Raw genomic sequence first — 21,646 nt, 5'->3', positions numbered from 1 at the left:
TCAACAGGAACGTCACCGGTGTCCGGTACTGATTAGCTTTTTACTCTCTTTCTGCCTACAGGAGTTAGCATGTGGGATGTCATTGACTTATCGCGCTGGCAGTTTGCGCTGACCGCGCTGTATCACTTTTTATTTGTTCCTCTTACGCTTGGGCTGATTTTTTTGCTGGCCGTCATGGAGACGATCTATGTGGTGACGGGGAAAACCGTCTACCGCGATATGACGCGTTTCTGGGGCAAGCTCTTCGGGATCAATTTTGCTCTCGGTGTGGCTACCGGCCTGACCATGGAGTTTCAGTTCGGGACTAACTGGTCGCTCTATTCCAACTATGTGGGCGATATCTTCGGCGCGCCGCTGGCGATGGAAGCATTACTGGCCTTTTTTCTCGAATCCACTTTTGTCGGTCTGTTCTTTTTCGGCTGGCAGCGGCTGAATAAATACCAACACCTGCTGGTCACCTGGCTGGTGGCCTTCGGCTCCAATATTTCAGCATTATGGATTCTGAATGCCAATGGCTGGATGCAGTATCCTACCGGCGCTCATTTCAACATCGATACATTACGGATGGAAATGAGCAGCTTCAGCGATCTGGTCTTTAACCCGGTGAGCCAGGTGAAATTCGTCCATACCGTCATGTCCGGTTATGTCACCGGCGCCATGTTTATTATGTCCATTAGCGCCTGGTATCTGCTACGTGGCCGCGAGCGTGAGGTGGCCTTGCGCTCATTTGCTATCGGCTCAGTATTCGGCACCCTGGCCATTCTGGGAACCCTGCAACTGGGCGACAGTTCGGCCTACGAGGTCGCCCAAATTCAGCCGGTGAAACTGGCGGCGATGGAAGGCGAATGGCAAACCGAACCCGCGCCCGCGCCGTTTCATCTGATTGCCTGGCCGCAGCAGGAACAGGAGCGTAATGCATTTGCCGTGAAGATCCCTGCTCTGCTGGGTATTCTGGCCACCCATTCGCTGGATACGCCGGTTCCGGGGTTAAAAAACCTGATGGACGACGCGCTGCCGCGCCTGAAGCGTGGCCGGGAGGCCTGGCTGCTCATGCAGGAGATAGCGCAAGGCAATCGCTCGCCGCAGGTACTGAATGCGTTTCACGCCGTTGAGGGCGATCTGGGGTACGGCATTCTGCTGGCGAAATATGCCCCGGATATGAACCATGTGACGCCGGAGCAGTATCGTGCGGCCCAGCGTGGCGCTATTCCTCAGGTGGCGCCGGTGTTCTGGAGTTTCCGTATTATGGTCGGCTGCGGTTCGCTGCTGTTAGTGGTGATGTTGATTGCGTTGATACAGACGCTGCGAATGCGTATCGACCAGCATCGCTGGGTATTGCGTATGACGCTCTGGAGCCTGCCGTTACCGTGGATTGCCATTGAAGCCGGTTGGTTTATGACGGAGTTTGGCCGTCAGCCCTGGGCGATTCAGGACATTCTGCCGACCTGGTACGCTCACTCCGCGCTGACGCCGGGCCAGTTGGCCTTCTCAATGGGGCTTATCCTCGGACTTTACACCCTGTTTTTAATCGCGGAAGTCTATCTGATGCAGAAGTACGCGCGTCTTGGGCCGAGCGCCATGCAACATCAACAACAAGCGCAACAACAGGGATAAAGGAGACAATCATGTTGGATTATGAAACGTTGCGGTTCATTTGGTGGCTGCTGATCGGCGTCATCCTGGTGGCATTTATGGTAACTGACGGGTTTGATATGGGTGTCGGTTGCCTGCTCCCGCTGATAGCGCGCAACGATGACGAACGCCGGGTATTGATCAATAGCGTCGGCGCCCACTGGGAAGGAAACCAGGTATGGTTGATTCTCGCGGGCGGGGCATTATTCGCCGCCTGGCCACGGGTCTATGCCGCCGCGTTTTCCGGTTTTTATGTGGCGATGATCCTGGTGCTGTGTGCCCTCTTCTTTCGCCCGCTGGCCTTTGATTATCGGGGTAAAATCGCCAATGCTCGCTGGCGCGCGCTGTGGGATACCGGTCTGGTTATCGGCAGCCTGGTTCCCCCAGTTGTATTCGGCATCGCGTTCGGCAACCTGTTTTTAGGCGTGCCGTTTGCCTTCACGCCGCAGCTTCATGTTGACTATTTTGGCACCTTCTGGCAGTTACTCTCGCCCTTTGCCCTACTGTGTGGATTATTGAGTCTGTCGTTGGTGATTATGCAAGGAGGCGTCTGGTTACAGTTGAAAACGGAGGGCGTTATTCGTCAACGGGCTCTGTCGGCCACCCGCCACAGCGCGCTGCTGATCGTGATCTGCTTCCTGCTGGCCGGTTACTGGCTGTGGGCCGGCGTTGATGGCTTTGTCTTGCTCACGCAGGATGCCAACGGCCCTTCCAATCCGCTCTTAAAAGGCGTGGCGATACTCCCTGGCGCATGGATGAACCACTTTATACGCTCGCCGCTACTGCTCATCATCCCGTTGCTCGGTATGATCCTGCCGATTCTGGCTTTCTATGCCTGCCTTCGCGGTCAGACTATTCGTGGATTTCTGTTCGCTTCCCTGACCCAGGCCTGCGTCATCTTTACCGCCGGCATAACGCTATTTCCTTTTGTGATGCCGTCGAGTGTTAGTCCTCTCTCCAGCCTGACGGTGTGGGACAGCACCTCCAGCCAGATGACGCTCGAAATCATGCTGGTGATTGTGCTGATTTTTCTGCCGATCGTACTGCTCTATACGCTATGGAGCTATTACAAAATGTTGGGGCGTATCAACCTGGAGACCCTCCGCCGCAACGATCATGAACTTTATTAGGGAGCGGGAGCGATGTGGTATTTACTGTGGTTTGTCGGCATTCTGCTGATGTGCTCACTGTCGACACTGGCGCTGGTATGGCTTGAGTCGCGTCAACAATAAAGAGGTAAACCGGGGCCAGCGCCGTCTGACTCCGGTTATTTTTATCTTTTTACGCGCCTGGCGAAGACGTTTCCCCGCCGACAGGACGACATAACATTGATACATGTCGTTATCATAACGTTTACTTTTAGAGGTGCGTCATAATTATGACAAATAGCCGCCTTGCACATATTGCGCATATTTAAGCAAATAATTGCATAATTAGCGATATATCACCTCTTATAACGGATAGTTAACCACTTCTCATCCAAAAACATAACGAAAATCCAACTGCCTGCCATTTTTGATCTGAGTTAATTGTTTAAAAAAGTGTTAAATTTATCGCTACATGGTGTGATCTACTATGTACCACGGTCAATTAAAGAACATATTACTTTTATCACTAAGGTTTATCATGGATAAGTTATCTTACGCTTCAGATAGCAGCACATCTGCCTGGAATACCTACCTGCAACAAATCGAGCGTGTGGCCCCTTATCTGGGCGAGTTATCCCCCTGGGTGGATACTCTGCGCCACCCAAAACGCGCTCTGATCGTCGATATTCCGGTACAAATGGATGATGGCACTATTCGTCATTTCGAAGGATATCGCGTGCAGCACAACCTCTCCCGAGGTCCGGGTAAAGGCGGTGTTCGCTACCATCCTGACGTTGATCTCAATGAAGTGATGGCCCTGTCAGCATGGATGACCATCAAATGTGCCGCGCTGAATCTGCCGTACGGCGGCGCCAAAGGCGGCATCCGCGTCGATCCGTTCTCGCTGTCGGAAGGTGAACTGGAGCGTTTGACCCGCCGCTATACCAGCGAGATCGGCATTATCATCGGGCCGCAGAAAGATATTCCTGCGCCGGATGTCGGCACCAACGGTAAAGTGATGGCCTGGATGATGGATACGTATTCCATGAATCATGGCACGACGGTCACTGGCGTCGTCACCGGTAAGCCTATCCATCTTGGCGGTTCGCTGGGTCGTGAAAAAGCGACGGGGCGCGGCGTTTTCGTCAGCGGGCTGGAAGCCGCGCGTCGGGCGAATATCGCCGTTGAAGGCGCTCGCGTTGCGGTTCAGGGTTTTGGTAACGTCGGCAGCGAAGCCGCGCGTCTGTTTGCAGGCGCTGGCGCCCGTGTCGTGGCGATTCAGGATCATACCGCGACGCTGTTTAACGCCACCGGTATTGACATGAAAGCGCTCACGGCATGGCAGACAGAACACAAACAGATAGCCGGTTTCCCGGGCGCGGAAACTATCGCCAGCGATGCGTTCTGGCGTCTGGAGATGGATATTCTGATCCCGGCGGCGCTTGAAGGCCAGATAACTCGTCAGCGCGCGGAAGCCCTGACGTGTAAGCTGGTGCTGGAAGGGGCTAACGGCCCGACCTATCCGGATGCTGATGATGTTCTGGCCAGCCGTGGTATCCTTGTGGTGCCTGACGTGGTCTGTAACGCAGGCGGCGTAACCGTCAGCTACTTCGAATGGGTACAAGATATGGCCAGCTTCTTCTGGAGCGAAGAAGAGATCAACGCGCGCATGGACAAAATCATGACCGACGCGATCGTCCATGTCTGGGAGAAAGCGGCTGAGAAATCCTGTTCTCTGCGCACCGCAGCCTATATTGTCGCCTGTGAGCGCATTCTGTTGGCCCGTAAAGATCGCGGTATCTATCCGGGTTAAGGCTACAAGTTATTGCGCTAAAATCCACGTCCCGGCGTGGATTTTTTGTCTGTATTCCCCGTTTTCCACGCGCGCGCCGATAAATTCTGTCTCAATAAAATGTCTGTTTGTTCGCAAAATAGCGGTTCAATCACGCGTATCTGGTCATCGTAGACTAAGGTTTTGTCATGGTAAATGCCGTTGGCTTTGGCTCACCGCTAAGGAGATAACTTGATGATACCCCCAGAGATTCGCCGTTCTGTTCTACTGCAGAAAGCCATAAAACTGGCGCTGGCAGGGACGCTGCTGACGTTTGCATCGTTTTCGGCGACTGCCGCAGACCCGTCTTCCGACACTGAAACTCCGCAGCCGCCGGATATTTTGCTTGGCCCGCTCTTTAATGATGTCCAGAATGCAAAACTCTTCCCCGATCAGAAAACCTTTGCTGACGCCATACCTAATAGCGATCCGCTCATGATTCTTGCGGATTATCGTATGCAGCGGAACCAGTCCGGCTTCGATTTGCGTCATTTTGTTGATGTTAACTTCACCCTGCCGAAAGCGGGTGAAAAATATGTCCCGCCGGCCGGACAGTCATTGCGTGAACATATTGATGGCCTGTGGCCGGTGCTGACCCGTTCAACTAAAAACGTCGAAAAGTGGGACTCGCTCTTGCCGTTGCCTGAATCCTATGTCGTACCGGGTGGGCGATTCAGAGAGATTTACTACTGGGACAGCTACTTTACGATGCTGGGGCTGGCGGAAAGCGGGCACTGGGATAAGGTGGCGGATATGGTGGCGAACTTTGGTTACGAAATTGACGCCTGGGGGCATATTCCCAACGGCAACCGTACCTACTACCTGAGTCGTTCGCAGCCGCCTTTCTTTGCGTTTATGGTTGAGTTACTGGCGGAACATGAAGGTGACGATGCGCTGAAAGAATACCTGCCGCAACTGCAAAAAGAGTACGCCTACTGGATGGAGGGCGTTGAGACATTGCAGCCAGGGCAACAAAACCAACGCGTCGTCAAACTGGAAGACGGCAGCGTTCTCAACCGCTACTGGGACGATCGGGATACGCCCCGCCCTGAATCCTGGGTTGAAGATATCGCTACCGCCAAAAGCAACCCCAACCGCCCGGCAACGGAGATCTATCGGGACCTCCGATCTGCCGCCGCCTCCGGCTGGGATTTCAGCTCCCGCTGGATGGATAATCCGCAGCAGCTCAGTACCATTCGTACCACCACGATTGTCCCTGTCGATCTTAACGCTCTGCTGTATCAGCTGGAGAAAACCCTCGCCCGCGCCAGCGCTGCGGCGGGCGATCGGGCCAAAGCCTCGCAATATGACGCGCTGGCCAACGCGCGGCAAAAAGCCATTGAAATGCATCTGTGGAATAACAAAGAGGGTTGGTATGCCGACTACGATCTGCAGAACAATAAAATCCGTGACCAACTCACCGCTGCCGCGCTGTTCCCGCTCTATGTAAACGCCGCCGCGAAAGATCGCGCCGCGAAAGTGGCAGCGGCGGCCCAGGCGCATCTGCTACAGCCTGGCGGGCTGGCTACCACCTCGGTTAAAAGCGGACAGCAGTGGGATGCGCCAAATGGCTGGGCGCCGTTACAATGGGTCGCTGCCGAAGGATTGCAAAATTATGGGCAGGATGACGTGGCAATGGAAGTCACCTGGCGCTTTTTAACCAATGTGCAGCACACCTACGATCGCGAGAAAAAACTGGTCGAAAAATATGACGTCAGCAGTACCGGAACCGGCGGTGGCGGCGGCGAATATCCCCTTCAGGACGGCTTTGGCTGGACCAACGGCGTGACGCTGAAAATGCTCGATCTGATTTGTCCGCAGGAAAAACCGTGCGATAGCGTACCGTCTACTCGTCCGGCATCGTTAAGCGCAACGCCGACAAAAACGCCGTCTGCAGCGACGCAGTAACGCGTGTTTATAGTAGGTTGACCCGGCGCTGACCGGGTCAACGCTTACACGTTCTGCAGCGGTTAGCCGCGTCGCAGAAGGCGGAAAATCACCAGCACCACAATCGCGCCCACCACGGCGACCAGGAAACTGTGCAGATTAAAGCCGCTGATACTGCCGCCAATACCAAACATCGTCGCCAGCCATCCGCCAACGACCGCCCCGACAATACCGAGAATACAGGTCAGGATAAATCCCCCGCCATCGCGCCCCGGCATAAGCAATTTGGCGATAACGCCGGCAATCAAACCAAAAACAATCCAGGCGATAATTCCCATTTGCGAACCCTCTTTCCAGTAAAAACGTTTTAAGTATAGGCAAAGTCGAGCGTCGCATTTCTGAACACTGATTTATCTCGCGGACATAAAATTTTATTTATCGCTATTAAGTTCTTTCTACTGATGCCGATAACCCAACGATAGTCTGCGTATCAGGGGTTATTTCGTGTGAGTGGTTACAATGAGCAGTTCCTGAAAAAAAATCCATTAGCGATATTAGGCGTGCTACGGGATTTAAATAAAAATCAGGTTCCACTGCGTATTTCATGGGCGCATGGTCAATTCATTAGTAAAATTTTGGCGGTAGCCCCGGAAAAACTCATCGTGGATTACGGCAGCCAGGAATATGAAAATAGCGCCGTATTACGCGCCGGGCAGGTAGCCATTATCGCAGAAACACAAGGCGCAAAAGTCGAGTTCACGTTGCCGCAACTCGTTACAGGTGAATATCAGCGGCTGCCGGCCTTTATCACGCCCCTGCCGTCATCACTGTGGTTTGTCCAGCGCCGGGAGTATTTTCGCATTGGCGCGCCGCTGTATCCGCCTTATTACGGCGTCACCACGCTACCGGACACCCGTACGTTACGTTTTCGCCTGTTTGATCTTTCCCTGGGCGGCATGGGCGCGCTACTGGAATCCGCCATCCCCGACGGACTAATCGAAGGCGCACGCTTTTCGCAGGTTGAACTGAACATGGGGCCATGGGGGATTTTTCACGTTGACGCCCAGCTTATCGCCATCAGCGAGCGTAAGGTGATTGATGGGAAAAATGAAACGATCACCACTCCCCGCCTGAGCTTTCGTTTCCTTAACGTTAGCCCGGCGGTGGAGCGGGAGTTGCAGCGGATTATTTTTTCGCTTGAGCGCGAGGCCCGAGAAAGAGCGAATAAAGTGCGAGAATAATCTTCACGCTAAACTACATGGCGTCCAGCGCCTGCTGAAGCTTCCAGATATAGCGCGGCGCCTGCGGCGCGGGATGATTATCAACAACATGCTCAAAAAACTCGTCCGCATCCAGATCGTTAATTTTTTCTATCGCCTTCTTCCTGTCGGATGAAAAAGTACGCAATAACGCGCCTGCGCCGTTAGCATAAGAGACGACCAGCGCATATTGCATCACCTGCGGATCTTTGATGCCGGCCAGCGGCCCATTTTCCAGAATGCTCAGATACGCCGCGCCCATTGAGATGTTACGCTCAGGGTTTTTCAGCTCGCTGGTGGTCGGTTCGCCACGCCAGCCCATACGACGGTAAACGTCGCGCCCGGAGGTCGACGCCTTTAACTGCATCAGGCCAATCGCATTGGATTTACTGACCGCGTTAGGGTTGCCGCCGGATTCAATGGCGATAATCGCGGTGATTAAATGCGGATCAACCCCCCATGCCGCCCCGGCTTTTTCACTGATGGGCATCCACTGCATCGCACGCTTTACAGGCACTTCGGCATTCCACGGCGGATTCCTGTAATCCTGTTTTGAGCTACAGCCAGCCAGTATTACTACCAAAAAAGCAAACCATCTTAATTTCACGTCATCTATCCTTATAGCCGTAACTTATCTGCCGAAGAGGTCATACCGCCCCGGCCAGGCACTTAGGTTGCCTCCCTGGTGCGCATCCAGAAACGTCGCACAACGAGGGACATCGCCTAATATATGCGGCATGATATACATTTGCATTCTATTGTCAGCAAGGAATTACCATGTCTCTGTTTCATTTAATCGCCCCCTCGGGCTACTGTATTAACCAACAGGCCGCGTTACGCGGCGTTCAGCGCCTGACTGACGCGGGTCATCAGGTGGAGAATGACGAGGTGATTCGTCGCCGCTTTCAGCGTTTTGCCGGTACGGACGCGGAACGGTTGGCCGATGTTAATTCGCTGGCCTCGCTAACTTCGCCGGATACGATCGTCATGCCGGTTCGCGGCGGCTATGGCGCCAGCCGCTTGCTGGATCGTATCGACTGGCAGGCGCTCGCCTCCCGGCAACAGCGCGATCCCTTACTGATTTGCGGTCATAGCGATTTTACGGCGATTCAGGCTGGACTCCTGACGCAGGCCAATGTCATCACCTTTAGCGGTCCTATGCTGGCGGCAAATTTTGGCGCCGAAACGCTGAATACGTTCACCGAGCAACATTTCTGGCTGGCGCTACGCAAGGCGCAATTTACCGTAGAGTGGCAAGGCGACGGCCCTCAGTGCGACGTACAGGGCACCTTATGGGGCGGAAATCTGGCGATGTTGATTTCCCTTATCGGTACGCCCTGGATGCCGACTATCGATAAAGGAATTTTAGTGCTGGAAGATGTCAATGAGCATCCTTTCCGGGTGGAGCGTATGCTTTTGCAACTGGAGTACGCCGGAATTTTAAACCGCCAGAGCGCCATCGTTCTCGGCAGCTTTAGCGGCGCGGCGCCCAACGAGTATGACGCCGGCTATTCTCTGGAGAGCGTCTACGCGTTTTTACGTTCCCGTCTGTCCGTTCCGCTGATTACCGGTCTCGACTTCGGGCATGAACAGCGTACGGTGACGCTCCCTATCGGGGCAAACGCGACGCTTAAAAATACGCGCCAGGGGACTCAACTCACTTTATCTGGTCATCCTACGCTGCAATTGTAAAAAAAGTCCCCGACAGGCTAAGTAAAACGCTGCCCTGGCCGTTATTATGTTAATGTTAAATAATACGAAGTCGTGTGAGTCAGGAGATATAAAACGTTGGATGCTGCAACAATTATTAGTCTATTTATTTTAGGTTCCATCCTTGTAACCAGCAGTATCCTGTTAAGTTCATTCTCATCGCGACTGGGTATCCCGATTCTGGTCATTTTCCTCGCCATTGGGATGTTAGCGGGTGTGGATGGCATTGGCGGTATTCCTTTCGATAATTATCCTTTCGCTTATATGGTCAGTAACCTGGCGCTGGCGATTATTTTACTCGATGGCGGCATGCGCACCCAGGCCAGCTCTTTCCGGGTAGCGCTGGGCCCCGCGCTGTCGCTGGCGACGCTCGGCGTGCTGATCACGTCGGGGTTAACAGGTATGATGGCCGCCTGGCTGTTTCATCTGGATCTTATCGAAGGTCTGCTTATCGGCGCGATAGTCGGTTCCACTGACGCCGCAGCGGTCTTTTCTCTGCTTGGCGGCAAAGGGCTAAACGAACGTGTAGGCTCCACGCTGGAGATCGAATCGGGAAGTAACGACCCGATGGCCGTTTTTCTGACCATTACATTAATTGAGATGATCCAGAAGCATGAAACCGGCCTGGACTGGATGTTTGCCGTCCATATTATCCAACAGTTCGGTCTCGGTATTGTTTTTGGCCTCGGCGGCGGTTACCTGCTACAGCAGATGATCAACCGTATTTCTCTGCCCAGCGGCCTGTATCCGATGCTGGCGCTCAGCGGCGGTATTCTGATTTTTGCTTTGACGACCGCGCTTGAAGGCAGCGGCATTCTCGCGGTCTATCTGTGCGGATTCCTGTTAGGAAACCGTCCGATTCGCAACCGTTACGGCATCCTGCAAAACTTTGACGGACTGGCCTGGCTGGCGCAGATCGCCATGTTCCTGGTCCTGGGACTGCTGGTGACGCCTTCCGATCTGTGGCCGATTGCCGTCCCTGCGCTTATTCTCTCTATCTGGATGATTTTCTTCGCCCGCCCATTGTCGGTGTTTACCGGCCTGCTGCCATTTCGCGGCTTCAATCTTCGGGAGCGCATTTTCATCAGTTGGGTCGGACTGCGCGGCGCGGTGCCGATTATTCTCGCCGTTTTCCCGATGATGGCCGGGCTTGAAAACGCTCGCCTGTTCTTTAATGTCGCTTTCTTTGTGGTACTGGTGTCGCTGCTCCTGCAGGGAACATCGCTGTCATGGGCGGCGAAGAGAGCCAAAGTGGTCGTGCCTCCGGTTGGCTGGCCAGTATCGCGCGTGGGGCTTGACATCCATCCTGATAATCCGTGGGAACAATTCATCTATCAGTTGAGCGCCGACAAATGGTGCGTCGGCGCGGCGTTGCGCGACCTGCATATGCCGAACGAAACCCGCATTGCCGCGCTATTTCGCAATAATGAACTGTTTCACCCCACGGGTAGCACTCGCCTGCAGGAAGGCGACGTACTCTGCGTGATTGGCCGGGAGCGCGATCTGCCAGCGCTGGGCAAATTGTTTAGCCAGTCGCCGCCGGTTTCGTTAGATCAGCGTTTCTTTGGCGATTTTATCCTCGAAGCGAACGCGAAATTCGCCGACGTGGCGCTTATCTACGGGCTGGAAGAAGGAACGGAATACCGGGATAAACAACAAACTCTGGGTGAAATCATACAGCAGCTGCTGGGCGCTGCGCCGGTCGTTGGCGATCAGGTGGAGTTTGGCGGCATGATTTGGACGGTAGCTGAAAAAGAAGATAACGTGGTACGCAAGATTGGGGTGCGCGTCGCCGAAGACGAAGCAGAATAAGGTCGTCGGACAACGTCGACCCGCCCCCGGTGGACCGGTCGACGCCTTAGCCTGAATTAGGTTACGTTGTCACAAACGGCACGCGCGGCGCTACGGCGCACAGTAGCTCATAGCCCAGCGTGCCTGCCGCAGAGGCGACATCATCAACCTTAATTTCTTTGCCCCATAATTCAACCGGCGTGCCGATTCCCGCCTGCGGACACGGCGTCAAATCCACCGCCAGCATATCCATTGAAACGGTGCCTACTGTTCTGGTACGGATACCGTCCACCAGCACGGGCGTCCCGGTCGGCGCATGGCGTGGATAGCCATCGGCATAACCCGCCGCGACGATGCCAATGCGTTGTTCCTGAGTCACAGAATACCTTCCGCCATAGCCTACCCTTTCACCAACGCTCAGCGTCTGCACGCCAATAATTTCGCTACTCAGCGTCATCACGGGTTTTAGTCCGGTATCGGCAATATCCCGCCACTGTCCTGACGGCGACGCGCCGTACAAAATAATGCCCGGCCTGACCCAGTCATAATGCGCCTGGGGATGCCACAGTGTCGCTGCCGAATTTGATAACGAGTATGAACACTGCAGGCCTTCTGTCGCCAGCGCAATACGCCTCATCGCCTCCCCGATACCTTCCGGATGATCGGCCTGAGCAAAATGTGACATCAGGGTCATTTCACCGACATTGCGCATTGCCCGCAATTGCTGCCAGACGGTCTGCGCCCGCTCAGGCTGAAAACCGAGTCGGTTCATGCCGCTGTTGACTTTGACATAGATATCCAGCGGCGCGTTAAGCCGCGCATTTTGCAGCGCTTTCAACTGCCAGTTACTGTGGATGCAGGTGGTCAGCCGATAAGTGTCATACGCCTCCAGGTCTTGCGCATGGAAAAACCCCTCCAGCATCAATATCGGCCCTTTCCACCCGCGCTCACGCAGGGTAATCGCCTCTTCAAGGTTGAGCATAGCGAAACCATCTGTGGCGCCCAGCGCGCTCCAGACGCGTTCAATACCGTGGCCGTAGGCGTTGGCTTTCACTACCGACCAGACGCGCGCCTCCGGGGCCGCCCGGCGCACAATAGCCAAATTTTGTTTCATTACCTGTAAATCAAGGCTGGCCTGTATAGGGCGGGTCATTTCACTTCCTTTATCAGTTATGCGCGCTATGCAAACGTTGCGGGCGGGTGGGCGTAAAATCGGAACGGTATCGCGCCACGCTCAGATCGTCGTAGGGTATCGCTGGCGTACGACCCGACAAGATATCGCTTAACAACTGGCCTGAACCGCAGGCCATCGTCCAGCCTAAGGTGCCGTGTCCAGTATTAAGCCACAGATTTTTATAACGGGTACGTCCTACTACCGGCGTGCCGTCCGGCGTCATGGGGCGCAGGCCGGTCCAGAATGTGGCCTGCTCAATATGACCGCCGCGCGGAAAAAGATCGCGCACAACCATCTCCAGCGTCTCGCGGCGCGGTTGCAGTAAGTCGGTATTAAAGCCCACGATTTCCGCCATTCCCCCCACGCGAATACGCTTATCAAAACGCGTAATAGCGATTTTGTAGGTTTCATCAAGAATCGTCGATACCGGCGCGCCGTCTGGCTCGACGATTGGGATGGTTAATGAATAGCCTTTCAGCGGATACACCGGGATATCAACAATGCCTTTAAGCATCGCCGTCGAATACGATCCAAACGCCATGACATACGCATCTGCTTTAATGATCTCATCGGCGCATTTCACGCCGTAAATCTGATCATTTTCGTACAGTAATTTTTCCACGGGAGTATTAAAGCGAAAGGTTACGCCCGCCTGCTCCGCCATGCGCGCCAGACGCTGGGTAAAGAGCTGACAGTCCCCGGTTTCATCATTCGGTAAGCGCAGTCCGCCGGTTAATTTATGCGCAACCTCAGTCAGAGCGGGTTCAACTTCCGCCAGTCGGCTGGATTCCAGGAGCTGATACGGCACCCCGGCATCTTCCAGCACGGCGATATCACGGGTGGCGTTCTCATACTGTTGCGCGGTGCGGAAGAGTTGTAGCGTTCCCCCCTGGCGGCCTTCATATTCGATACCGGTCGCGGCGCGTAGCGTTTTCAGGCAGTCGCGACTATATTCCGCCAGACGCACCATGCGGCCTTTATTTTCCATATAATGCCGGGTATCGCAGTTACGCAGCATTTGCCACATCCACTTCAGTTGAAACGGGGTGCCATCCAGACGCACCGCCAGCGGCGCATGGCGCTGGAACATCCATTTTATCGCCTTCAGCGGTACGCCAGGGGCCGCCCAGGGCGCCGCATATCCCGGTGAAATTTGTCCGGCATTCGCCGCGCTGGTTTCTTGCGCCGGGCCGGATTCGCGATCGATGACGGTGACATCATGCCCCGCCTGACTCAAATACCAGGCGCTGGTCACGCCAACTACGCCACTCCCCAGGATGACAACTCGCATAGCCACTCCGTTAATAGTAAAAGAACAATCTTCTGATTACATCTTGATAACCCAGATGAAAATATTATTCAACATATGACTTTTTTATGGTGACGTGCTTCACATATACCCTAAAGACAAGCGATCCCACTGGTTTGGGATCTCCTGCTACGCGGCATGGCTATACAGCATAAAATGATGCCAATACCCGTTTTTTTGCCGTTCAATGTGGAGGAAATCGCAAAGAAAAGTTTTCACGATCAAGTCGTTTTTTAACATGGTGTTCTATGCTTGAAAGGAGGCGCTCCATACAGAGAGCGTCGCCAACAATGAGGGTGCGCGAATGGCAACGATTGATTCCATGAACAAGGACACCACACGTTTGAGCGATGGACCCGACTGGACATTTGATCTGCTGGATGTCTATCTGGCAGAGATAGACCGCGTGGCGAAGCTCTACCAACTGGATACTTACCCGCACCAAATTGAAGTCATCACTTCCGAACAGATGATGGACGCCTACTCCAGCGTCGGGATGCCGATCAACTATCCGCACTGGTCGTTTGGCAAAAAGTTCATTGAGACGGAACGTCTGTATAAGCATGGTCAACAAGGACTGGCTTATGAAATTGTGATCAACTCTAATCCCTGCATTGCCTACCTGATGGAAGAGAACACCATCACCATGCAGGCGCTGGTCATGGCGCACGCCTGTTACGGACACAACTCCTTTTTTAAAAATAATTATCTCTTCCGGAGCTGGACGGATGCCAGCTCTATCGTCGATTACCTGATTTTCGCCCGAAATTACATTACCCGCTGTGAAGAACGCTACGGAGTGGATGAAGTAGAAAAACTGCTCGACTCCTGCCACGCGCTGATGAATTACGGCGTCGATCGCTATAAGCGCCCGCAGAAAATCTCGTTGCAGGAAGAGAAAGCGCGACAAAAAAGCCGGGAAGAGTATCTACAAAGCCAGGTGAATATGCTGTGGCGCACGCTGCCAAAACGCGAGGAAGAAAAAACTGTCGCCGAAGCACGCCGCTTTCCCGCTGAACCGCAGGAAAACCTGCTCTATTTTATGGAGAAAAACGCCCCGTTGCTCGAGCCGTGGCAGCGCGAAATTCTGCGCATCGTGCGTAAAGTCAGCCAGTATTTTTATCCGCAGAAACAGACGCAGGTCATGAACGAGGGCTGGGCGACCTTCTGGCACTACACCATCCTGAACCATCTGTATGATGAAGGCAAAGTGACGGAACGCTTTATGCTGGAGTTTTTACACAGCCATACCAATGTCGTATTTCAGCCGCCCTATAATAGCCCCTGGTATAGCGGAATTAACCCCTATGCGCTCGGCTTTGCCATGTTCCAGGATATCAAACGTATTTGTCAGTCGCCCACGGATGAAGATAAATACTGGTTTCCGGATATTGCCGGTTCCGACTGGCTGGAAACGCTGCACTTCGCCATGCGCGATTTTAAAGATGAAAGCTTTATCAGTCAGTTCCTGTCGCCAAAAGTGATGCGTGATTTCCGTTTCTTCACGGTACTTGATGATGACAGGCATAATTATCTGGAGATCTCCGCCATTCATAACGAAGAAGGTTATCGGGAGATTCGATCAAAACTGTCGTCACAGTATAACCTGAGCAACCTGGAGCCGAATATTCAGGTCTGGAATGTGGATTTACGCGGCGACAGATCGCTGACGTTGCGTTATATCCCGCATAACCGCGCGCCGCTGGATAAAGGCCGCAAAGAGGTGCTGAAACATGTGCATCGGTTATGGGGCTTTGATGTGATGCTGGAGCAACAAAATGAGGATGGCAGCGTAGAACTGCTGGAGCGTTGTCCGCCGCGCATGAACATGCTGTAATCGAGATGCTGCCCGGTAGTGTTTGCGCTTACCGGGCATCGCGGGATTATCGTCCCTGAATCGCTAAATCGCCGGGAAGATTTTTCTGCATCCGATGCCAAATCTCGCCGCTGTCATGCCCGTAACGTCGCACCGTTTCATATACCTGGTCGTGCGCGCCCTGCTCGCATAACGACGATAATTTATGATAGAAACCCAGTGCCAGACTGCGCGCTTCCGGATTGGCGAAATAGTGGCGACCAATGCGGGTGTATAACCCTTTCATGCCGTTCAGGATCAAGCCGTAAATAGGATTGCCGGAGGCAAATGCCAGACCACGAAAGATGTTATAGTCCAGATCGGCGAATGCATCGGCATGGTCGGCCACTTCGTGGGCAGTGGCCAGCACTTCCTGCGCCTTATCCGGGTGTTGACGCAACGCGGTACGAATAAAGATAGTAGAAATATTGGTACGCACCGACAACAAATTGTCGATCAGTTGCGGAACGCTTTCATGATCAAGGCGGGCCAGCGTTTCAAGGATATTCAGCCCTGACGTTTCCCAAAAATTATTAACCTTTGTCGGTTTGCCATGCTGAATGGTCAGCCAGCCATCTCGCGCCAGCCGCTGTAACACCTCGCGTAATGTCGTGCGCGTTACGCCGATCAGTTCGGAGAGTTCTCGTTCTGCCGGTAAGATCGTGCCAGGAGGAAAGCGGTTATTCCAGATACTTTCAATAATATACTCTTCCGCGAAACCCGCCGGGCTCTGCGCCTTAATGACCATAGTGAGATTTCCATTACACAGCAAAACATAGTTGTACTCATCATACCAGACGGGCGTAACACCTGATAGCGGACGCAATGAAGAAAAAGGGGATCAAGGCACCATTTCTGATATCGCCTGCCAATATCGTTAAGGACTTGCTTGCATTCGTCGCGCTCGCTACTCTCTGTGTTTAAACATAAAAACGCTATTTCATTTTTCTAGGTAAGGAAAAATTTCATGGAGATCTCATGGGGTCGCGCCATGTGGCGCAACTTTTTAGGCCAGTCGCCCGACTGGTACAAACTGGCACTACTTGTCTTTTTAATTGTTAACCCATTCATTTTCTTAGCTAATCCCTTTGTTGCCGGTTGGCTGCTGGTGGCAGAGTTTATCTTCACCCTGGCGATGGCGTTAAAGTGTTACCCCCTGCTGCCCGGCGGGTTACTGGCCATTGAAGCCGTCATCATCGGCATGACCAGCGCCGCCCATGTACGTGAAGAGGTTGCCGCCAACCTGGAAGTCTTGCTGCTGCTGATGTTTATGGTGGCAGGCATCTACTTTATGAAGCAGTTATTGCTGTTTATTTTTACCCGTCTGTTACTCAGTATCCGCTCGAAGATGGTTCTGTCGCTGGCCTTTTGCGTCGCCGCCGCGTTCTTGTCGGCTTTCCTTGACGCGCTTACCGTCGTTGCGGTGGTGATCAGCGTCGCCGTCGGTTTTTACGGGATTTACCATCGTGTGGCCTCATCGCGCGGCGAAGAGAACGATATGCTGGACGATAGCCATATCGATCCGCATTACAAAACGGTGCTGGAGCAATTCCGCGGATTCTTGCGTAGTCTGATGATGCATGCAGGCGTGGGGACGGCGCTGGGCGGCGTCATGACCATGGTCGGGGAGCCGCAAAACCTGATCATCGCTAAAGCGGCTGGCTGGCATTTCGGCGACTTCTTTTTGCGGATGTCGCCTGTCACCGTCCCGGTACTGGTATGTGGACTGTTAACCTGTATGCTGGTCGAGAAAATGCGCTGGTTTGGCTATGGCGAAACGTTGCCCGAAAAAGTCCGCGACGTTTTACAGCAATTCGACGATCAAAGCCGTAAGAAGCGCACCCGCCAGGATAAAATTAAACTAATAGTCCAGGCGATTATTGGCGTCTGGCTGGTTACCGCCCTCGCCCTCCATCTCGCGGAGGTGGGACTGATTGGTCTGTCGGTCATTATTCTGGCCACCGCGTTAACGGGTGTAACCGATGAACACGCCATCGGCAAAGCGTTTACCGAGTCGCTGCCGTTTACTGCGCTGTTAACCGTCTTCTTCTCCATTGTGGCGGTTATTATCGATCAACATCTTTTCGCGCCGATTATTCAGTTCGTCTTGCAAGCCTCTGAACACGCGCAGCTAACGCTGTTCTATCTCTTTAACGGCCTGTTGTCTTCCATCTCGGATAACGTCTTTGTCGGCACCATTTATATCAACGAAGCGAAGGCGGCAATGGAAAACGGCGCTATCAGCTTAAAACAGTTTGAGCTGTTAGCTGTGGCCATCAATACCGGTACTAACCTGCCATCGGTAGCGACGCCAAATGGTCAGGCGGCATTCTTATTCCTGCTGACCTCCGCGCTGGCGCCGTTAATCCGTCTCTCCTATGGCCGTATGGTCTGGATGGCGTTACCGTACACTATCGTACTGACCCTGATAGGGCTACTGTGCGTCGAATTCACTCTTGCGCCGGCCACCGAATGGATGACTCAGGCAGGATGGTTAGCAACGCTTTCGTAACGTTTGGCCGGGCAATACACCGCCCGGCTCCGATTTTTGCCTGATAATTATCCAATTACACATTATTTCATTTCCCGCTAGTGGCGCACGAATTGAATTGGTTTACACTGCGGTCTCTACGCATGTTGCAGGGAAATTATTATGTTGCGATTTTTAAACCAGTGCTCACGGGGTCGGGGCGCATGGTTACTGATGGCGTTTACCGCCCTGGCGCTGGAAATGGTGGCGCTGTGGTTCCAGCACGTCATGTTACTTAAACCTTGCGTGCTATGTATTTACGAACGTTGCGCCCTGTTTGGCGTGATGGGCGCGGGTCTGGTCGGCGCAATAGCGCCGAAAACGCCGCTGCGATACGTGGCAATGGTTATCTGGATTTACAGCGCCTGGCGGGGTCTACAACTGGCGTATGAACATACGATGATTCAGTTGCATCCCTCGCCGTTCATGACCTGTGACTTTATGGCGCGCTTTCCAGACTGGTTGCCGTTGGGTAAATGGCTGCCGCAGGTGTTTGTGGCATCCGGTGATTGCGCCGAGCGCCAGTGGTCGTTTTTAACGCTGGAGATGCCGCAATGGCTGTTGGGGATCTTTGCCGCTTACCTTGTGGTGGCGATAGCCGTCGTCATAGCCCAGGCATTTAAGCCTAAAAAACGCGACCTGTTCGGTCGTTGATACACACGCTCCTTCGGGAGCGTTTTTTTTGCCCGAAGCGTTGTTTGCCAGTGATTAAAAGGTGTATATTAAATACACCTTTTAATCACCACATCAGGGAGATGTCTTATGTCCCACTTACGCATCCCGGCAAACTGGAAAGTTAAACGCTCTACCCCCTTTTTCACCAAAGAGAATGTTCCGGCGGCACTGCTCTCTCATCACAACACAGCGGCAGGCGTTTTCGGACAACTCTGCGTGATGGAAGGCACCGTGACCTACTATGGTTTTGCGAATGAAACCGCGACAGAACCAGAAGTGAAAGTGGTGATTAATGCCGGGCAATTCGCCACCAGTCCGCCGCAATACTGGCATCGGGTAGAGCTGAGCGATGATGCGCGGTTCAACATTCATTTTTGGGTAGAGGAAGACCATCAGGGCGAGGAAATGTATCAACAGAAAAAAGCCTGACATCGGTAAACCAGTCACCACTGGGCGGGTCCCGCCCAGTAGCCAGGTGATTAATGGCGCTAATTAAACGCTAGAGTAGTTTAATTTTAACGTGGTATCCCTCAAGCCCTTTCATCGTTTCTCGCGGCGCGAACTCTATTTCGGAAACCTCTTGCCCGGTTTTCTTCCGTAGTTCGGCAACCTTTTTGCTAATGAGTGCCGCGATTTCCTCTTCTGCTTTATGTGTCAACTCTTCGCTGTTCATTGATTTCCTCCTTTGAACTCGCAAACGGCTAAGCGCAATAAGACAGTGTCGTCATGGACGCGCTACTATTTTAACGTACAAAAAATTATAGGCTATCTTTCTGAGGATTATCAGGATGTTTCGCTTTAGAAGATGTAAAAAACCGCCTGGCACAAACAGTGCATCAGGCGGTTGGTTAATAGCACAAGACGCTATCTACGAGGATCTTCAACCTCATTCTGGGTATCCGGGTCGAGAGGATCGTCTCCCTCTGGTGTATCCGGAATATTTTCACCAGGAAGCGGCTCATCCTCTGGTAATGGATCGACTAAATCAGGACGTTCAGACATAAAGCCTCCAACGAACCATAGTTATTAAAGATACCCTACAGCACTACTTTTGGTTTTTCTTTGGATTTTTTCCTTCGTCTTCGGGTGTCTTATCAGGCTTCCTGGGCTGATCCTTTGAAACGCGCAACGGTTGGTTATTCATGGGGTAACTCCTCAGGATAGGCAGCGATATACTGCTTTGAAAGTATAGAGTCGCCGCCATACGTGCGCGAGCGCAGCGACAAGGCGCGTGAGGGAGGAATAGAAGGCGGTGATAACGCCAGGTGACGGAATTTGCACGCAATTCCTGGTTTCAGGGGCCGCCCGGCGTAAATTAAAGAATTGTAAACAATCAGCCGTTTTGCCGAAGACTTATTCTGCCCACGACGGTTTATTTAAAATATGATCCTGCCAGTCCCGTACTTCGGATTCTTTAACCGCGATATGACGGACAGAAATTCGCTCGCCATGCATAGCAGCTTTCGATCCAGTCAGCAGCGGATGCCACGTCGGCAAGGGCTTACCTTCCGCCAACAAACGGTAGGCGCAGGTCATCGGCAACCATTCAAAGTCTGGCAAGTTTTCGCGAGTGAGTTTGATACAGTCGGGTTCAAATTCAAAACGGCGTTCATAATGACGGCACTGGCACGTTTTGATATTTAATTGCCTGCACGCCACGTTGGTGAAGTAGATTTCATCTGTATCTTCATCCATCAGCTTATGCAGGCAGCATTGACCGCAGCCATCGCACAACGACTCCCACTCGGCATCGGTCATTTCATCCAGGGTTTTACGTTGCCAGAAAGGTGTATCGCTCATTAAAGTATCCGCCATTGCACTAAAGCTGCACCTTATAACCAGTCTGGCCTGCAGATGCAAGTTTTACCGCCGCTGAAGGCGGCAAGCAGATTTTACAGAACGCGGGTAGACAACGTTTCGCCATTAAAACGAATGTCCAGCTCATCGCCGCTTAATAATGGCCCCACGCCTGCCGGCGTGCCGGTTAGCACCACGTCCCCGGCTTTGAGCGTAAAATAGCGGCTCATATAGGCGATAAGGGGCACAATAGGATGAATGATATCCGCGGTCGAACCTTGCTGGCGAACCTCGCCATTAACGTTAAGTCCGATAACCGTATTTTGCGGATCGCCGCAGAAGGCCGCGACAGGGATGAAGCCTGAAATCGGACATGCGTTATCAAAACCTTTGGCTTTTTCCCAGGGCTGTCCGGCCTTTTTCATTTTCCCTTGAATATCGCGCAGGGTTAAATCAAGCGCCACGCCATAACCGGCTATCGCTTTACGTACATGATCTTCGGTCGCCTGGCGGAGCGTTGCGCCAATCAGCACAGCAAGCTCAACTTCATGATGAACAGCGCCCATATCCGCCGGAATCGCCAGCGGCTGGCGAATATCACACAATGCGGTTTCCGGCTTGATAAAAAGCACGGGTTCTTCCGGCGTCGCGCTGCCCATCTCCTTGATGTGATTTGCGTAATTACTGCCCACGCAGACCACTTTACTTACCGGGTAATCAAGCAAGGCACCTTGCCAGTTACGATGTTGATACATATTTTCCCCTAAGATCATGATGGAATTCAGACGCGGCGCCGAATACCGTTTAACGGTCAGCGGGCGACGTATTTTGTCCCACCGAAGAAAGATGTTGTTTCAGCAAATCTTCCGGCGGCGGCGGCAATTGTAAATAATAGCCCTGCTCGCTTAACGCCTGTTTTACTTTTTCGAGCTCGGCATTGACTAATTTTTTACGTCCATCAAGCGGCAGCATCATCGCTAACTGCGGCTGACCGAATCCTTTCATCAACGCTTCAGGCACCCGCGAAAAATCGTCTTTTTTTTCGACATACAAATAGGTTTGATCGCGCTTGCTACTTCTATAGATCACACAAAACATACTTTTACTC

Annotated in this window: 22 protein-coding genes; 12 read left to right on the top strand and 10 right to left on the bottom strand. The window is 53.0% G+C overall.

Features of this window, described 5'->3' with window-relative positions; translation table 11 throughout:
* Nucleotides 1-69: 69 nt before the first annotated feature.
* The 5 genes from appC to QEN32_RS09890 all read left to right on the top strand — a co-directional run bounded on the left by appC (nt 70) and on the right by QEN32_RS09890 (nt 6,459).
* Complete coding sequence (gene appC, locus QEN32_RS09910; protein ID WP_000263613.1) at nt 70-1,614, top strand: cytochrome bd-II oxidase subunit 1; 1,545 nt, start codon at nt 70-72, stop codon at nt 1,612-1,614.
* An 11-nt stretch (nt 1,615-1,625) separates the two neighbouring features.
* Nucleotides 1,626-2,762 carry a cytochrome d ubiquinol oxidase subunit II gene (gene appB / locus QEN32_RS09905; RefSeq protein WP_000888110.1) on the top strand — a complete coding sequence of 379 codons (1,137 nt, stop codon included), beginning with the start codon at nt 1,626-1,628 and terminating at the stop codon, nt 2,760-2,762.
* Between the two features lie 12 nt (nt 2,763-2,774).
* Nucleotides 2,775-2,864 (top strand): cytochrome bd-II oxidase subunit CbdX, encoded by a 90-nt coding sequence (gene cbdX, locus QEN32_RS09900; protein ID WP_000270301.1) that lies wholly within the window; start codon nt 2,775-2,777, stop codon nt 2,862-2,864.
* A gap of 394 nt (nt 2,865-3,258) precedes the next feature.
* Nucleotides 3,259-4,533 carry a Glu/Leu/Phe/Val dehydrogenase gene (locus tag QEN32_RS09895; protein WP_001526439.1) on the top strand — a complete coding sequence of 425 codons (1,275 nt, stop codon included), beginning with the start codon at nt 3,259-3,261 and terminating at the stop codon, nt 4,531-4,533.
* 213 nt (nt 4,534-4,746) lie between these two features.
* Complete coding sequence (locus QEN32_RS09890) at nt 4,747-6,459, top strand: alpha,alpha-trehalase (protein WP_023206954.1); 1,713 nt, start codon at nt 4,747-4,749, stop codon at nt 6,457-6,459.
* 62 nt (nt 6,460-6,521) lie between these two features.
* On the opposite strand, the gene QEN32_RS09885 is transcribed toward QEN32_RS09890, so the two are convergent.
* Nucleotides 6,522-6,776 carry a GlsB/YeaQ/YmgE family stress response membrane protein gene (locus QEN32_RS09885; RefSeq protein ID WP_000511323.1) on the bottom strand — a complete coding sequence of 85 codons (255 nt, stop codon included), beginning with the start codon at nt 6,774-6,776 and terminating at the stop codon, nt 6,522-6,524.
* 168 nt (nt 6,777-6,944) lie between these two features.
* Here QEN32_RS09885 and ycgR point away from each other — a divergent pair, with 168 nt between their 5' ends.
* On the top strand, nt 6,945-7,679 hold the full coding sequence (gene ycgR, locus QEN32_RS09880; protein ID WP_023203199.1) for a flagellar brake protein YcgR: 735 nt from the start codon (nt 6,945-6,947) through the stop codon (nt 7,677-7,679).
* A gap of 13 nt (nt 7,680-7,692) precedes the next feature.
* On the opposite strand, the gene emtA is transcribed toward ycgR, so the two are convergent.
* Nucleotides 7,693-8,304 carry a membrane-bound lytic murein transglycosylase EmtA gene (emtA, locus tag QEN32_RS09875; RefSeq protein ID WP_000776974.1) on the bottom strand — a complete coding sequence of 204 codons (612 nt, stop codon included), beginning with the start codon at nt 8,302-8,304 and terminating at the stop codon, nt 7,693-7,695.
* A 170-nt stretch (nt 8,305-8,474) separates the two neighbouring features.
* On the opposite strand from emtA, the gene ldcA reads away from it, so the two are divergent.
* Nucleotides 8,475-9,389, top strand: coding sequence for a muramoyltetrapeptide carboxypeptidase (gene ldcA, locus QEN32_RS09870; protein ID WP_061425105.1), 915 nt, complete (start codon nt 8,475-8,477; stop codon nt 9,387-9,389).
* A 96-nt stretch (nt 9,390-9,485) separates the two neighbouring features.
* Nucleotides 9,486-11,219: a potassium/proton antiporter gene (locus QEN32_RS09865; RefSeq protein WP_000338376.1), complete on the top strand. Its 1,734-nt coding sequence runs from the start codon at nt 9,486-9,488 to the stop codon at nt 11,217-11,219.
* A 61-nt stretch (nt 11,220-11,280) separates the two neighbouring features.
* Here QEN32_RS09865 and dadX read toward each other — a convergent pair whose 3' ends face one another.
* Both dadX and QEN32_RS09855 read right to left on the bottom strand, forming a co-directional pair.
* The gene (dadX, locus tag QEN32_RS09860; protein ID WP_023138816.1) at nt 11,281-12,351 is read right to left on the bottom strand and encodes a catabolic alanine racemase DadX; all 1,071 of its coding nucleotides are present in this window, start codon (nt 12,349-12,351) and stop codon (nt 11,281-11,283) included.
* 13 nt (nt 12,352-12,364) lie between these two features.
* Nucleotides 12,365-13,663, bottom strand: a complete 1,299-nt coding sequence (locus tag QEN32_RS09855) for a D-amino acid dehydrogenase (RefSeq protein ID WP_265322389.1) — start codon at nt 13,661-13,663, stop codon at nt 12,365-12,367.
* A 322-nt stretch (nt 13,664-13,985) separates the two neighbouring features.
* Here QEN32_RS09855 and QEN32_RS09850 point away from each other — a divergent pair, with 322 nt between their 5' ends.
* On the top strand, nt 13,986-15,518 hold the full coding sequence (locus QEN32_RS09850; RefSeq protein ID WP_000190831.1) for a SpoVR family protein: 1,533 nt from the start codon (nt 13,986-13,988) through the stop codon (nt 15,516-15,518).
* Nucleotides 15,519-15,564: 46 nt separating this feature from the next.
* Here QEN32_RS09850 and fadR read toward each other — a convergent pair whose 3' ends face one another.
* On the bottom strand, nt 15,565-16,284 hold the full coding sequence (gene fadR / locus QEN32_RS09845; protein ID WP_000234826.1) for a fatty acid metabolism transcriptional regulator FadR: 720 nt from the start codon (nt 16,282-16,284) through the stop codon (nt 15,565-15,567).
* Between the two features lie 219 nt (nt 16,285-16,503).
* Here fadR and nhaB point away from each other — a divergent pair, with 219 nt between their 5' ends.
* The 3 genes from nhaB to QEN32_RS09830 all read left to right on the top strand — a co-directional run bounded on the left by nhaB (nt 16,504) and on the right by QEN32_RS09830 (nt 19,170).
* A complete protein-coding gene (gene nhaB, locus QEN32_RS09840; protein ID WP_000406444.1) occupies nt 16,504-18,048 on the top strand; it encodes a Na(+)/H(+) antiporter NhaB in 1,545 nt (514 codons plus the stop codon).
* Between the two features lie 141 nt (nt 18,049-18,189).
* Nucleotides 18,190-18,720 carry a disulfide bond formation protein DsbB gene (gene dsbB, locus QEN32_RS09835; protein ID WP_000943475.1) on the top strand — a complete coding sequence of 177 codons (531 nt, stop codon included), beginning with the start codon at nt 18,190-18,192 and terminating at the stop codon, nt 18,718-18,720.
* A gap of 108 nt (nt 18,721-18,828) precedes the next feature.
* Complete coding sequence (locus QEN32_RS09830; RefSeq protein ID WP_000018967.1) at nt 18,829-19,170, top strand: DUF1971 domain-containing protein; 342 nt, start codon at nt 18,829-18,831, stop codon at nt 19,168-19,170.
* A 70-nt stretch (nt 19,171-19,240) separates the two neighbouring features.
* Here the strand turns inward: QEN32_RS09830 and QEN32_RS09825 are convergent, their stop codons facing one another.
* The 5 genes from QEN32_RS09825 to QEN32_RS09805 form a co-directional block, all read right to left on the bottom strand.
* Nucleotides 19,241-19,414 carry an addiction module toxin, GnsA/GnsB family gene (locus QEN32_RS09825; protein WP_001083582.1) on the bottom strand — a complete coding sequence of 58 codons (174 nt, stop codon included), beginning with the start codon at nt 19,412-19,414 and terminating at the stop codon, nt 19,241-19,243.
* 191 nt (nt 19,415-19,605) lie between these two features.
* Complete coding sequence (locus tag QEN32_RS09820; RefSeq protein WP_001519337.1) at nt 19,606-19,743, bottom strand: hypothetical protein; 138 nt, start codon at nt 19,741-19,743, stop codon at nt 19,606-19,608.
* Nucleotides 19,744-20,094: 351 nt separating this feature from the next.
* Nucleotides 20,095-20,541 (bottom strand): YcgN family cysteine cluster protein, encoded by a 447-nt coding sequence (locus QEN32_RS09815; RefSeq protein WP_001285703.1) that lies wholly within the window; start codon nt 20,539-20,541, stop codon nt 20,095-20,097.
* Nucleotides 20,542-20,633: 92 nt separating this feature from the next.
* The gene (locus QEN32_RS09810) at nt 20,634-21,293 is read right to left on the bottom strand and encodes a fumarylacetoacetate hydrolase family protein (RefSeq protein ID WP_280144451.1); all 660 of its coding nucleotides are present in this window, start codon (nt 21,291-21,293) and stop codon (nt 20,634-20,636) included.
* A 49-nt stretch (nt 21,294-21,342) separates the two neighbouring features.
* Nucleotides 21,343-21,636 (bottom strand): YcgL domain-containing protein, encoded by a 294-nt coding sequence (locus QEN32_RS09805; RefSeq protein ID WP_001525604.1) that lies wholly within the window; start codon nt 21,634-21,636, stop codon nt 21,343-21,345.
* Nucleotides 21,637-21,646: the final 10 nt, after the last annotated feature.

Source organism: Salmonella sp. SA14318 (assembly GCF_029866905.1).
GTDB lineage: Bacteria > Pseudomonadota > Gammaproteobacteria > Enterobacterales > Enterobacteriaceae > Salmonella > Salmonella enterica.
The sequence above is the reverse complement of the archived record's forward strand: the minus strand, read 5'-3'. Positions and strand labels throughout refer to the sequence as shown.

Coding starts and splice junctions, on each gene's coding strand:
- appC (WP_000263613.1), top strand. CDS start 70: ATGTGGGATGTCATTGACTTATCGCGCTGGCAGTTTGCGCTGACCGCG.
- appB (WP_000888110.1), top strand. CDS start 1,626: ATGTTGGATTATGAAACGTTGCGGTTCATTTGGTGGCTGCTGATCGGC.
- cbdX (WP_000270301.1), top strand. CDS start 2,775: ATGTGGTATTTACTGTGGTTTGTCGGCATTCTGCTGATGTGCTCACTG.
- QEN32_RS09895 (WP_001526439.1), top strand. CDS start 3,259: ATGGATAAGTTATCTTACGCTTCAGATAGCAGCACATCTGCCTGGAAT.
- QEN32_RS09890 (WP_023206954.1), top strand. CDS start 4,747: ATGATACCCCCAGAGATTCGCCGTTCTGTTCTACTGCAGAAAGCCATA.
- QEN32_RS09885 (WP_000511323.1), bottom strand. CDS start 6,776: ATGGGAATTATCGCCTGGATTGTTTTTGGTTTGATTGCCGGCGTTATC.
- ldcA (WP_061425105.1), top strand. CDS start 8,475: ATGTCTCTGTTTCATTTAATCGCCCCCTCGGGCTACTGTATTAACCAA.
- dadX (WP_023138816.1), bottom strand. CDS start 12,351: ATGACCCGCCCTATACAGGCCAGCCTTGATTTACAGGTAATGAAACAA.
- QEN32_RS09855 (WP_265322389.1), bottom strand. CDS start 13,663: ATGCGAGTTGTCATCCTGGGGAGTGGCGTAGTTGGCGTGACCAGCGCC.
- QEN32_RS09850 (WP_000190831.1), top strand. CDS start 13,986: ATGGCAACGATTGATTCCATGAACAAGGACACCACACGTTTGAGCGAT.
- fadR (WP_000234826.1), bottom strand. CDS start 16,284: ATGGTCATTAAGGCGCAGAGCCCGGCGGGTTTCGCGGAAGAGTATATT.
- nhaB (WP_000406444.1), top strand. CDS start 16,504: ATGGAGATCTCATGGGGTCGCGCCATGTGGCGCAACTTTTTAGGCCAG.
- dsbB (WP_000943475.1), top strand. CDS start 18,190: ATGTTGCGATTTTTAAACCAGTGCTCACGGGGTCGGGGCGCATGGTTA.
- QEN32_RS09830 (WP_000018967.1), top strand. CDS start 18,829: ATGTCCCACTTACGCATCCCGGCAAACTGGAAAGTTAAACGCTCTACC.
- QEN32_RS09825 (WP_001083582.1), bottom strand. CDS start 19,414: ATGAACAGCGAAGAGTTGACACATAAAGCAGAAGAGGAAATCGCGGCA.
- QEN32_RS09820 (WP_001519337.1), bottom strand. CDS start 19,743: ATGTCTGAACGTCCTGATTTAGTCGATCCATTACCAGAGGATGAGCCG.
- QEN32_RS09815 (WP_001285703.1), bottom strand. CDS start 20,541: ATGAGCGATACACCTTTCTGGCAACGTAAAACCCTGGATGAAATGACC.
- QEN32_RS09810 (WP_280144451.1), bottom strand. CDS start 21,293: ATGTATCAACATCGTAACTGGCAAGGTGCCTTGCTTGATTACCCGGTA.
- QEN32_RS09805 (WP_001525604.1), bottom strand. CDS start 21,636: ATGTTTTGTGTGATCTATAGAAGTAGCAAGCGCGATCAAACCTATTTG.